Source organism: Yersinia sp. Marseille-Q3913, assembly GCF_963892745.1.
Taxonomy (GTDB): domain Bacteria; phylum Pseudomonadota; class Gammaproteobacteria; order Enterobacterales; family Enterobacteriaceae; genus Yersinia; species Yersinia bercovieri.
In genome coordinates this window covers 80,505-92,909 of the sequence record NZ_CAWQAF010000004.1, presented here as the reverse complement: position 1 = coordinate 92,909, position 12,405 = coordinate 80,505, and the positions used below count along the sequence as shown (strand labels likewise).

Sequence of the window (12,405 nt, the reverse complement as noted above, 5' to 3'; positions counted from 1 at the left end):
ATATTAAGTCAGAAGAAATATTTGAATCTGGCACGAACACCATAACGATCATCGTTTTCGCCATTCATCACTTTATTATTTTCAGCAACTTCCAATTTAGACCAGTAGGCACCAAGGTATAAATTAAAGTTATTCATATCCATAATATTGGCAATCTTATAAGAGGTATGAATTGTGTGAACATCATATTTGTCTGGTGAGGTTAATATCCCGGAAGTTATCACACCAGCATTCGCACTGTTGAAATATTCTATGTCGTTGTGTGCGTAAATATAACCAATTTCAAAGTTTCGCCATAATATATTAGCGCCAGCACTGAAGTTCTTCTCATTGGTTGCATCCATATAAGCCGAACTCAAGTTTGCCACAATGCCATTTTCGGGGTCTTTATCCTGATTATTAAAGGTGAAGGTGGCACCATAACCATTACGTTTAGACTGATCCTGCCACTCTCCCTGGTCATCCCGATAGCCATAGGCATTGCTAATGACGTTACTTTCCATCGCAATAGCAGCAGAGAGACTCTCTTGTTTCCACGAAATGACCGGGCGAACATAAGCCACATTTTTTTCGTTTTCCAGCGTATTACCATGGTAAGTATTATTGGCAAACAGTGAAGTGCCATCTTTTAAGATGGTGTTAACTTCAAAATACCAGTTACCTAAATATTTGCTTACCAAGAAGTTGCCGCCATTGTTACTGCGCCCCCGCCCCTCTTTCATCATATAGATGTAGCCATAGCCGTCACTATATAAGTCATTCGCGGTGTTCCCTGAGTGCTGGACAAAAGTATCCTGATTCAGTGGGAACATATCGTAAGCTTCAAAGCGGCCGACTTTAACTTTCCAGTCTTTTTCATGACCAAAGAAGAATGCTGCATCATCAAGGTTCATGCTGCCGCCAACATCTGCTAATGGCTGCACGGTAAAGCCCGCAAAGTTGCCATTATTCAGGCGGCGATAACCATCCAGACCAATAAGAATTCGTCCATTAATATCCCATTGCTCCCTGCTACCTGCTTTCCAGTCTTTATTTGCACTGGTACGTAATGAGGTGAGTTGCCCACTCTTACTGGCCGCGTCCATATTAATTTCAACATCACCATATAATTTAAGATCCCCTTGAGGAGTTTCCCAAGTCACTTCAGCTAATGCAGGCATTGATAAAAGACTGGCAAGTCCAACCAGTATAAACTTATTCATATTGACCATCTCTATTTAGGATAATGTGAAGTAAAAGATACTTTCATAATCTATGGGCAGCACTCTGCCACTCGATTTTAAAGAGTTAATAATTTATTTATTTTTATACCCAGAAACATTAATTGGCAAATAACACACCATGGTTAAATATTCATATTTGACCTCTACGAAACAGCTAATGCCTATTTTTATTTGACGACAGTTAATTATGGCGAGTTAATTACACTCGCTGATACAGTAATACTATTTCATTGGTTAACTCACGGGCTAATAGCGACGTCATTAAGTGATCCTGCGCATGGACCATAATAAGTGTCATCGGCGTTTTGGCTTCACCTGCATCTTGTTCAATCAGTTTGGTCTGCATACGATGCGCCGCTTTGGTGAACCCATTAGACTCCGCTAACAGGGCATGAGCCTGGGTGAAATCCCCTTCCCGCGCGGCGCGCAAAGCTTCAAAACACAAGCTTCTGGCTTGACCGGCATTGACGATGATCTCCATGACCGCCTCTTCAAGATCAATCATTTTTCTCTACCTCATCAAAACCTTGGTTATTAGCGGTTGCCGCGAACCATTCACCACTCTTCTTCACTATGCGTTGTTGAGTTTTCAAATCTAACTGCACAAAACCATAGCGGTTTTTGTAAGCATTACACCATGACCAGTTATCAATAAATGTCCACATATGATAGCCCAGGCAGTGACTCCCTTCGGCTAATGCGCGGTGAACCCATTTTAAATGTTCAGAGACAAACTCAATACGATAGTCATCATTAATCTGCCCGTGCTGGCTAAAGCGCTGTTCGTTTTCAACACCCATGCCATTTTCTGAAATAAAGCAGCGTGGATTATCGTAATTTTCACGCAAGTTAGTCAGAATATCGTAAATACCGGGTTCATAAATTTCCCAACCTCGATGCGGATTCATTTTGCAGCCCGGCATCTGATAATAATCAAATAACCATTCCGGCATAAAGGGTGCCTCAGGATTAACCCGGCTATCGCGGCATTTTATTCTACGCGGCTGATAATAATTAATGCCGAGCAGATCAACCTTTCCCTCAACGATTAATGCACGGTCACCGGGCTGGCAATCAGGTAATTGATCGTAATCTTTCAGTAAAGCGACAAGTTCTGCCGGATATTCGCCGCGTAATACCGGGTCGAGAAAACTGCGGTTAAACAGTAAATCTGCAATGTTAGCCGCTTTAACATCCGCCGGATTCTCAGAGCGAGGGTAGGATGGCGTCAGATTTAAAATAATGCCGATTTCGCCACCTAATTCGCGCTGACGGTATTTTTTTACCGCTAAAGCATGGGCCAGTACGGTGTGATAGGCCACGGTTGCCGCGCGCTTGAAATCCACAACATTAGGGTAATGAAAATCGTACAGATAGCCGCCTTCAACGGGCACGATAGGCTCATTGAAAGTGAACCAGTGTTGTACCCTATCGCCAAAGAGACGGAAGCAGGTATCAGCATATTCTGCATAGGACTCAACCACATAGCGACTTTCCCAGCCCCCCTGTTCTTGCATCACCGTCGGCATATCAAAGTGGAACAGATTGATAAATGGGGTTATTCCCTGCGCCAGCAATTCGTCAATCACGCCATTGTAGAAATCCACCGCCTCTGGATTGACGTCACCCCGCCCTTTGGGCATCAAGCGCGCCCAGGAAATTGAGGTGCGAAAACTATTGTGATTTAACTGTTTTAGCAGGGCGATATCTTGCTGCCAGTGCTGATAAAACGTCGACGTCTGCTGCGGGCCAATTTGCTGATGAAAGCGCCCTGGCTGCCTGGCATACCAGGTGTCCCAGACTGTCGCACTTTTGCCACCACTCAGGCTTGCACCTTCAGTTTGCGGGGCAGAACTGGCGCTGCCCCACCAGAAATCACGTGGAAATTGATACTTCATTGCACTCTCCATAAAAACAGATCTAATTAGGATCTAGCGAGTTTCAGCTGCTTCAGCAAAGCTCTGTTGTTGCTCTTTCTCTTCATCAGCTTTCAGCAGACTGCGCTCATAAGCCTTGAGGAATGGGTAGTACATTACCGCAGAGAACAGCATACATAACAAACACATAACCACTGGACTAAAGGCCCAGTTTGCCGCCCAGGAGGCACCAATAGGTGCAGGTGTGGTCCATGGCGTTAATGACACAACTTGTGCTATCCAGCCCAACTTGGTGGCGATATAAGCCAATGTGGCATTGATCATCGGAACAAAGATAAAGGGCAGGAAGAACACCGGGTTCATGATGATCGGCGCACCAAAGAGAATCGGTTCGTTGATATTAAAGAAGCTCGGCACAATCCCCATCTTGCCAATAGTTCGTAAGTGAATAGCTTTACTGCGCAGTAACAGGAAGGCCAGCGGTAGCGTAGAGCCCACACCGCCAATCAATAAGTAGTGGTCCCAAAAGCCTTGCAGGTAGATATGGGGCAGCGGTGCCCCCGCAGCTAATGCCGCCTGGTTCAAGGCCAGATTGGTCATCCAGAATGGGTTCATGATACCGGTAACAATTAATGCACCATGAATACCCGCAAACCACAAAATTTGGCAGAGCAATACTGACAGCAAAATAGCCGGCAGCGAATCTGAAGCTGAAACCAGAGGGGCTAACAGATGCATGATCGCTTCAGGAATAATCATTCCGGTGGATGATTCGATAAATAAGTTCAGAGGGTGTAGCGTCGCGACCACGGCCACCACTGGGATCAGGATCTCAAAAGAGCGCGCAACACCGGTCGGCACCTCTTTGGGCAAGCGAATGGTAATATTGTGGCGCTTTAAAAATGCATAGAGTTCAGTGGAGTAGACCGCCGTCACGATGGCGGTAAAAATCCCCTGGCCGGAGAAGTATTGAGTTGAAATATGGCCGTCGGCTAAAGGTGCCGCCACCAGCAAGAATGACATCAATGCCAGCAGGCCCGTCATGATCGGGTCGAGCTTATATTGCCGCCCCAGACTTGCGCCAATCCCAACGGAGATAAAGAAGGTCATCACCCCCATACTGAGATTGAAAGGCAACATCAGTTGATTACGATAAGTGCTGGAGAAATTCAGCCATGCACGGGCAAAACCCCAAGTGGTGTCAGCCGAAAATGGCGGGAAGATAAAGACCAGCATAAACGAGCCGATGATCATAAACGGCAGCGCCGAGGTAAAACCGTCGCGGATCGCGATAATGTACTTTTGTTGCCCTAATCGCCCGGCCAGCGGCGTGATGGTTTGCTCTATCATCCCAACCATTGTTTGGTAAAGAGAACTCATTGCAGATACCTTTTATTTCACTGCATTAATAAGAGATAAGGCGAAGTCGAGGACCTTATCACCGCGTTGCATGCCGTAATCCATCATGTCGATGGTCATTACCGGAATTCCCAACGGCTCAGCTATCGCGGCTAAATCCCGTTGCATGTATTTCACCTGCGGCCCTAGCAGCACAACCTGATAACGGCTGAATTGCTCGTTGAACTCGCTGGCACCAAAAGCATCAATTTGAACCTCAAGTCCACGTGTTGCCGCTTCAGCCAGCATTTTTTTCACCAACATACTCGTGGACATCCCCGCTGAGCAGCACAACATTATCTTTTTCATTACCTAGAGCCTCACTGTCACTTTGTCATATTGAGCCTCATTGGAAACAAAATGGAAACCGGTTTCCATCCAAACAGAATAGATATGAGAGCGCGCTCAAATATTTACTTACTGAAAGATATGCAGTTGTGAAAGACATCACAAAAAGCTAAGCAGGAATAAAGGTTTTACTGGATACTCTCTGGTAACAGCAGTTTCCGTAAAGGCAATCAGGGTATAGAATGGGTGGCGCTGGATTGGAACCAAGGATAAAAGGAACTGATAAGGCCCTCTGGCCATTGATCAGATAAAGTGGAGTGAAGTTATGTCGACTATTAATGATGTATCGCGGTTAGCCAACGTATCTAAAGCCACTGTGTCGCGGGTGTTGAGCGGGTCACGCGGGGTCAAGGAAGAGAGCCGTCTGGCAGTAATGAAAGCGGTCGAAACTCTTAACTATAAACCGAATGTGATCGCGCAATTTCTGACCGCACAGTCAACGGGCTGTGTCGGGGTAATTTGTGCTACTGAACATATTCAGCAAACAACCAGTTATCTATTTGCCCTGGAAAAACAGTTTAGTCAGCACCAAAAGCACCTATTACTGCGCTTTGCGGATAACAGTGTCGGGGTGGCCAATGCCGTCACTGAGCTTGCCAATGGTCTGTGTGATGCCATCATCATCATCGGCGCGCGCTTTCCGTTGCCACCACCCGATGACAAGACCATCATGATTGATTGTCTTGAATCCTCAACCCCTAATAGTATTTTATTCGACCACTCATTCGCGGCAGAGACCGCCTGCCACTATCTGGTCAGTCAGGGCCGTCGGCATATCGCGCTGTTAAACCATGCTTCGGGTACTGTGGCGGAGCAGACGCTACTGGGTTATCAGCGGGCGCTAGAAAATTACCTGATCCCCTATAATCGCAGCCTGGTGATGGGGAGTGTTCTCTCCTCTTCCGAGGCACTACAGACACTGTTGAACAATGGCGTGCAGTTTAATGCCCTGCTGGTGATGGATGAAATTGAAGCCCAAAAAGCCATTGCGCTGCTGCATCTCTTCAAGCGCACCGTGCCAGATAAAGTGATGGTTTTCAGCCTGGACGGTTCCGTGCAATTACCAGGTGTTCCGGCGGTGCCCGCCATAGAGTATTCGTTGGAAACACTGGCCAGAAAAGTTGTCGACTTAATTGATGCCCGGGCAGGTAACCATGTCAATCCACAAGTTTTTCGGGGCAATCTGGTGGTTCCGCATGGTTTAACCGAATAACACTTACAGTTTTCGTCCATTACCGTGATGACGTTACAGAACGCAGGTGATTAGCGGTGGGATAAAGTTTTGACCAGAAAGGAGAGTGACAGCGGCAATCCTCATCGCCCACTGTCACTCTTTTTTAGAATATTTTTTCTAACAAAACCGCCGCTTATTTACCGGCTTTTGGCTCCAGATTATCCGCAGGCAATTCACCCGGTAGATAGTCAGGTAAGCGACCGGCAGGGAAAATAGCCAGCAGTGATAACAACGCCATGATCAGCAAGCCAAATTTCAGCGCTCGTAACCGTGCTTCTTCGTTGACGCGCACTGCTTCTGCAACCTGTTCAGGGGTAGCGGTCGTTTGTGCTAACACCCCTTGCAGGCGGTCATTACTGACGAAGTTGATGCTATCCATATTGACTTGAGCCTGGATCTCTGGCGTCAGAATTGGCGTTTCAGCCACACCGCGCATCACGTTGGCACTTAACAAGCCCACTAGCAAAGCACCGGCAACCGCAGTACCGATGGCGTTAGCCAGGTTGTTGGTGGTGCCACGCAGTGAACCCACATCGCCTGCCAGTGCCTTAGGTGATGCGCTGACCAACACGTTGAACAGCAAGGTAACCAGCGCCCCTTGAGCAAGGCCGAAGATCACCAGACCTATCAGAACGGCGAACTCACTCCAGTTATTACGCACCACAAATGCCAGCCACAACAGGGCGATGGTACAAGTGATAAAGCCATAACGGCCGATTTTACGTGGTGTCAGTCTCTTGTAGAAACGAACAATCAGCATCGCCGAGAAGAACACCGACAAGTTAAACGGCATCATGGCGATCGCCGTTGCCATTGGGGTACTGCCCTGCACGATTTGAATGTACAACGGAACAGAGAAGTTCAACATCGCTTCCAGTGCCACCACGGCGAACATGGCAAACACGGCGGCTTTCTCGGTGGATGAGGTAATCACTTCCAGTGCCAGTAACGGCGTCTTGCCTTGCTCCTGGCGACGACGTGTCCAGACCACAAACGCCTGACCCAACACGATACCCAGTACAATCATAAATGGCGCAGGTGAGAAGCCCAGCAGATCAAATGGCGCACCGTCACGCACTAAGCCGAAGCCCCAGCGGTTCAGGTTATTGAAGCCGAATGACAGCAAAATAATGGCCGAAGCGGCGAGAACTACACCGATGATATCGATGCCCACTTCAGGACGGCCCTTATCCGCTTTCAAGCGGAAGCTCAGTACAAAGATGACCGCCGACAACACAATCAAAATACCAAACGCCGGACGCCAGCCAATATAAGTCCCGAGAATACCCCCGATCAGAAACGCCGCGACACCGGCACCGGCACGGGCAGAACCCAAAGCGCCGAGCGCGGTCGCCTGTTGCGTACCACGGTAGTTTTCAGCAATCAGTGCCACCAATGCTGGCACCAAGGCGGCACCCGCCAAACCACTGAGTGCCTGCGCACTGATCATCACGGTAACATTCGGGCTGAATGTCATCATGACCTGTGCGATACCGAACAATAAAACAGTGCTGCGGAACACCACCAATGGCCCAAAACGCTGATTGAGTTTGGCACCCAACATAACGAAACCGGCAACTGACAGTGAGTACATCACGATAGCGGTCGCAATCGTGGTGGGTGGCACATTAAAACTTTTGACCATTCCACCCAAGGCGACCGGCAGAGAGGCTACGTTGAATGACATTAAAATCTGGGCTAATGCGATGGTTATCATCGGCACCCAGGACTCTTTAACTTCCGCACCTGCGCGGTGAGCTGATTGATTCGCCATAAATTTCTCTATCCTTTTGACATGTTATTCTTGTTTTCAAAACCACTCGGCGGTTGAAACCGCTTAGTTGTTAAAACGAACGATTTTCAGCGCAGTGCCCAGTTATCTGGACTCAACCCTTTTCGGTGTAAGGCTCAGAAACAAACATGTCCATCCCAAGACGACGTGATAAGAATCGGGCAGCCAGTTGCCCTTTGACACTGTTCCCCGCAGCATCCAGTAATGGGGCGAAGGTCCCCAAGCCACCTTTCCCTGGTGACACTGTCACAATTCCGCCACCAATGCCGCTTTTACCAGGTAGACCAATGTCATACAACCAGTCACCGGAGGTTTCGTACAGCCCTGCTGTTACCATGACGGCTAATGCGTAATGGCACACATCGTTATCCACCACCCGCTCACGGGTCAGTGGGTTAACACCGCCATCAGCCAGTGTTGCACCCATCACCGCAAGATCACGGGCGCTGACATTCAGTGAACATTGGCGGGTATATAAGTCAGTGGCGATCAGCGGATCACAGCCCAGACGCCCATAGCCCTGCAATACATTGGCGATACCACGATTGCGGAAGTTGGTTTCACAGGCAGATTGATACACCTCTTCATTCAGTGTCAGTTCGCGTCCAGCAAAGCGGCATAAACCGTCATAAATAAATTTCCACTGCTCATCACTGGTCGCACCCGGCACTAAACTTGTGGTGGCAATTGCACCGGAGTTCACCATTGGGTTTGTGCGCCCATCCGGTGCGCGTTCAATCGCAGTGACCGAGTTAAATGCCATCCCCGTACTGTTCACGCCCAGTTTTTCACGGGCAACTTTCGCCCCAATAGCCTGACAAACCAGCGCAAAAACAAAGGGTTTAGAGACGCTCATGATGGTAAATTCATAGTCTACATCGCCGGCGGAATGCACTTTACCGTTAGTGCCGACCATGCATACACCAAAGAGATTCGGTGGAATACGCTCCAATGCAGGGTAAACTGTTGAAACCACGCCTTCTGTATCTGTGCCAAAACGTTGGTGGGCTTCTTGCACCAGTTTAACGACTGTATCTGGATCCGGCAGATGTCCGGTTGATACGTAGTCGATAATTCCATTCTTGCTATCATCTGTAGGCATATTGGTTATCTCTCGTTTAACTTCCGTTTATTCTTCTATCTTTCTTTTGTCTCTTTAACTTATTTTAAACGGCAGAAATAGTTCCTTCGCTTAAATTCATAGGAGCTGGTAATAATCAATTGAAGCTTACCCGAGCCTTAGTTTTATCAAAAAATCATGAAATTCTTAGAGTAAGATATCCTAGCTTAAGAAAGCTGTATATCACTTGTTTTCAATAATTTGATTGTTATTGAGCTGAGGAAAAAACATCGAGACTGTTTCAGAATCATGACATTAAAGACGAGGAATAAAAAATTGACGATCGTGTCTTTAATTACAAACAGCAGATTCCCATGTTAGCTAGCAATAATCTGACATAACAGCGCAACAAAGGCATGAAGTTTGCCGTTAATCACTAATATTAATAAAAATGAAACAGCATCTATCGCGATATTTAATGCTGCCACATGAGTCAAATTAATACAGATAATTGTTTTCTCTTTCCGATACATGGAATGAATCACAGAATCACATGATTTAACATTTATAAGTTATGTTTTTCATTACCTCATTTATCAACAAAATTAGTCAATTAGCGCTAAAAAATAACAAGAACACTTTTACTACCGTGTATAATCACATTAATTACCATCAAATTATCGGTAAGCAGGCTAACTTAACAAGCAATGGTCGTGCTAGCACTTGAACGTCACCAACTGAGACTGGCTTGGGTTGCCGAATTCGACCAACTCGCCTGATTGTAGTGACCGAATCTGGGCAGATCGCACATAGCCCTCGGTCGTGATATCCAGGCCGTGAAGGGTGATATTTGAATAACTATATAAATCGTTATGTAGCTAAAGTAACCCTAAGTATTAGCATCCTAATTACTAAACAGCGTAAACTATAAGGCAACTTTGTCAGCCCGCTTATTGGGATTACGGCTTTTGGTCACCCACCCATTTCATCTATCTGGACGTCTGAGGATCATCCAGGCCGGTGTCTCTGGAGCATGGCATGAACAACGCAACATCGGCAGGAAAACAAAAAATGCCGCTACGGCTCAGCACCTCAATTACCCTGATGGTCTCTGCGGTGATTATCTCTGTGCTATTAGTGGTTCACACGCTGTTCTTCATTCAGCTCAGCCAGATGGCTCAAGAGAGTTTGCAAAACAAAGCCGTCGCCGTTGCACGGGCCTTATCATACTCACCCACCATCATTAACGGCTTAACAGACCCGGCGGCCGGCCAGCAGATCCAGGCCTATACCAGCGAAGTACAGAGAGCCAATGAGCTGCTATTCATCGTTATTACTGATATGAAAGGCATCCGTTATTCACATCCCAACCCTGAAATGATCGGTCAACACTTTATCGGCAATGATCTGCTCCCCGCATTGCAGGGTAAAGAGCACAGCGCGATAAATCGTGGTGTACTGGCGCAGGCATTGCGTATTTTTATCCCTATCTATAAGCAGGGAAAACAGATTGGCGTGGTGGCGATTGGTATTTCCCTGACCAGTATTGATTCGGTGGTGAGTGAAACCCGCTGGACTATCCCGTGGACCATCTTATTTGGCGCACTGATTGGTTCACTGGGAACCTGGTTTTTGGTTAAGGCGCTGAAACGAATTATGTTGGGCTTCGAACCCTACGAGATATCTAATTTGTTTGAGCAGCGTAACGCCATGCTGCAATCAATTAAGGAGGGCGTCATTGCTGTTGATGCCGACTCACGTATTACCGTGGTTAACCATGAAGCCAAACGCCTATTTAAGCAAAGTGGCCCGATGGAGAATTTGTTATTGAGTCATGCCAGTCAATATTGGCCGGTGCGCTTATATTTACAACAGGTATTGGAAACTGGCATTGCCCGCCGTGACGAAGAGATAAACTTTAATGGCAGCATATTACTGACCAATACTGTCCCAGTGATGGTGAAAGGTAATATTATCGGCGCCATTGCCACATTCCGCGATAAAACTGAAGTGAGCCAACTAATGCAACGCCTGACCGGCATGGTGCATTACGCTGATGCTTTACGCGCGCAGTCACATGAATTTATGAATAAGCTCCATGTGATCCTCGGCCTGCTACACATGAAGTACTATCAACAACTCGAAGATTACATCGTTAAAACATCGAATAATTATCAGGCAGAAATCGGCTCTCTGCTACGCAAAGTAAAATCACCGGTCATTGCTGGTTTCCTGTTAGGGAAAATTAACCGGGCGCGGGACTTAGGTATCACATTATCCATTAGCGACGATAGCTTATTGCCGGATACCGATAATGAACAAGTGACCACCACCTTAATCACGGTATTAGGCAATTTGATTGAAAATGCCATGGAGGCTATTGGTAGCCAGGGCCAACGTGAGATCAATGTCAGCTTTCATTATCAACATGGCCGAGTGCATTGTGTTGTCAGTGATGATGGGCCGGGCATATCAGCTGAACTGCAAGATCGTATTTTTGATAATGGCTTCTCCACCAAAGGAAATGAACACGGCATCGGTTTGAGCCTGGTGCGTCAGAGTTTAGAGAGCATTGGCGGTAATATTGAGTTTGATTCTGAAGCGGGCGTTTTTACACAGTTCTTTATCAGCCTCCCCTACGACACTACCCTTAATAATATGACACCTAATAACAATATGACTTCTAGCGATATTTCTTCAAACAACATCAGCGCGGTAAATCATGATTAATGTATTAATAGTGGATGATGATGCCATGGTGGCTGAACTGAACAAGTGCTATCTCAACCAGGTAGCTGGCTTCAACTGCTGCGGTTCAGTTTCCAGCTTACAGCAAGCCAGAGAGTACTTAATGGCCGCGGAGCAGCCGATTGATCTCGTACTGCTGGATGTTTTTATGCGCCAAGACAATGGATTGGATTTGTTGCCAGTGCTGCGTGAATTCAGCGTGCATACTGATGTGATTGTGATTTCATCAGCCACCGACGTGAATACCATTAAAAAAGCACTGCAATATGGGGTAGTCGATTACTTAATTAAGCCCTTCCAATTCTCACGTTTTGAAGAGGCGCTCTCCATTTACCGTGAAAAAAAGAACTTGCTGGAACAACGTGAATATTGTGCTCAAGAAGATGTGGACTCATTACTGCGGCGCAGTAATCTGCTCCCTGCCGAGCGGAAAAAGTTACCAAAAGGGCTGACTGCACAGACACTGCGCACGGTATGTGAATGGATCCAAGAAATGCAAGAGGGGGAGTTCTCAACTGAGCAAATGGCGAACGCCATTGGTATTTCGCGGGTTTCTTGCCGCAAATATCTGATTTATCTTTCAGATACCGAAGTCCTCAGCACCAAGGTTCTTTACGGTGCGACCGGGCGCCCCGTCTATCTCTACAAGCGCTTACCCAGTCAGCAAGAAGTCTTAAAACAGTATTGCCAATAGCAGCATTACCAATAACAGAGTGCGCCTAAGC

At 46.9% G+C, this 12,405-nt stretch carries 10 protein-coding genes; 3 read left to right on the top strand and 7 right to left on the bottom strand.

Going from position 1 to position 12,405, the window contains the following annotated elements:
* Positions 1–8: 8 nt before the first annotated feature.
* From AACW11_RS02365 to AACW11_RS02345, 5 genes are all read right to left on the bottom strand, one after another.
* Positions 9–1,211, bottom strand: coding sequence for a carbohydrate porin (locus AACW11_RS02365; RefSeq protein ID WP_212585797.1), 1,203 nt, complete (start codon positions 1,209–1,211; stop codon positions 9–11).
* A 211-nt stretch (positions 1,212–1,422) separates the two neighbouring features.
* Positions 1,423–1,728, bottom strand: coding sequence for a PTS lactose/cellobiose transporter subunit IIA (locus tag AACW11_RS02360; protein WP_212585796.1), 306 nt, complete (start codon positions 1,726–1,728; stop codon positions 1,423–1,425).
* The gene (locus AACW11_RS02355; RefSeq protein WP_212585795.1) at positions 1,721–3,121 is read right to left on the bottom strand and encodes a glycoside hydrolase family 1 protein; all 1,401 of its coding nucleotides are present in this window, start codon (positions 3,119–3,121) and stop codon (positions 1,721–1,723) included. Before AACW11_RS02355 ends, AACW11_RS02360 begins: the two co-directional genes overlap by 8 nt.
* A 33-nt stretch (positions 3,122–3,154) precedes the next feature.
* A complete protein-coding gene (locus AACW11_RS02350; protein ID WP_212585794.1) occupies positions 3,155–4,480 on the bottom strand; it encodes a PTS sugar transporter subunit IIC in 1,326 nt (441 codons plus the stop codon).
* A 12-nt stretch (positions 4,481–4,492) separates the two neighbouring features.
* Positions 4,493–4,807, bottom strand: a complete 315-nt coding sequence (locus tag AACW11_RS02345; protein ID WP_042569652.1) for a PTS sugar transporter subunit IIB — start codon at positions 4,805–4,807, stop codon at positions 4,493–4,495.
* A gap of 304 nt (positions 4,808–5,111) precedes the next feature.
* Here AACW11_RS02345 and AACW11_RS02340 point away from each other — a divergent pair, with 304 nt between their 5' ends.
* A complete protein-coding gene (locus AACW11_RS02340) occupies positions 5,112–6,059 on the top strand; it encodes a LacI family DNA-binding transcriptional regulator (protein WP_212585793.1) in 948 nt (315 codons plus the stop codon).
* A 154-nt stretch (positions 6,060–6,213) separates the two neighbouring features.
* Here the strand turns inward: AACW11_RS02340 and AACW11_RS02335 are convergent, their stop codons facing one another.
* Entirely contained in the window at positions 6,214–7,854 is a 1,641-nt protein-coding gene (locus AACW11_RS02335) for an MFS transporter (RefSeq protein WP_212585792.1), read from the bottom strand.
* Between the two features lie 112 nt (positions 7,855–7,966).
* Positions 7,967–8,974 carry a glutaminase A gene (gene glsA / locus AACW11_RS02330; RefSeq protein WP_048620056.1) on the bottom strand — a complete coding sequence of 336 codons (1,008 nt, stop codon included), beginning with the start codon at positions 8,972–8,974 and terminating at the stop codon, positions 7,967–7,969.
* Positions 8,975–9,970: 996 nt separating this feature from the next.
* On the opposite strand from glsA, the gene AACW11_RS02325 reads away from it, so the two are divergent.
* The gene (locus AACW11_RS02325) at positions 9,971–11,662 is read left to right on the top strand and encodes a sensor histidine kinase (protein WP_212585791.1); all 1,692 of its coding nucleotides are present in this window, start codon (positions 9,971–9,973) and stop codon (positions 11,660–11,662) included.
* Positions 11,655–12,374 (top strand): two-component system response regulator DcuR, encoded by a 720-nt coding sequence (gene dcuR, locus AACW11_RS02320; protein WP_212585790.1) that lies wholly within the window; start codon positions 11,655–11,657, stop codon positions 12,372–12,374. The genes AACW11_RS02325 and dcuR overlap by 8 nt, the downstream gene beginning before the upstream one ends.
* Positions 12,375–12,405 lie beyond the last annotated feature (31 nt).

What these genes read in the sequence shown, in the direction of transcription:
- AACW11_RS02335 (WP_212585792.1), bottom strand. Translation starts at nt 7,854, where the DNA reads ATGGCGAATCAATCAGCTCACCGCGCAGGTGCGGAAGTTAAAGAGTCC.
- AACW11_RS02350 (WP_212585794.1), bottom strand. Translation starts at nt 4,480, where the DNA reads ATGAGTTCTCTTTACCAAACAATGGTTGGGATGATAGAGCAAACCATC.
- glsA (WP_048620056.1), bottom strand. Translation starts at nt 8,974, where the DNA reads ATGCCTACAGATGATAGCAAGAATGGAATTATCGACTACGTATCAACC.
- AACW11_RS02325 (WP_212585791.1), top strand. Translation starts at nt 9,971, where the DNA reads ATGAACAACGCAACATCGGCAGGAAAACAAAAAATGCCGCTACGGCTC.
- AACW11_RS02355 (WP_212585795.1), bottom strand. Translation starts at nt 3,121, where the DNA reads ATGAAGTATCAATTTCCACGTGATTTCTGGTGGGGCAGCGCCAGTTCT.
- AACW11_RS02345 (WP_042569652.1), bottom strand. Translation starts at nt 4,807, where the DNA reads ATGAAAAAGATAATGTTGTGCTGCTCAGCGGGGATGTCCACGAGTATG.
- dcuR (WP_212585790.1), top strand. Translation starts at nt 11,655, where the DNA reads ATGATTAATGTATTAATAGTGGATGATGATGCCATGGTGGCTGAACTG.
- AACW11_RS02340 (WP_212585793.1), top strand. Translation starts at nt 5,112, where the DNA reads ATGTCGACTATTAATGATGTATCGCGGTTAGCCAACGTATCTAAAGCC.
- AACW11_RS02365 (WP_212585797.1), bottom strand. Translation starts at nt 1,211, where the DNA reads ATGGTCAATATGAATAAGTTTATACTGGTTGGACTTGCCAGTCTTTTA.
- AACW11_RS02360 (WP_212585796.1), bottom strand. Translation starts at nt 1,728, where the DNA reads ATGATTGATCTTGAAGAGGCGGTCATGGAGATCATCGTCAATGCCGGT.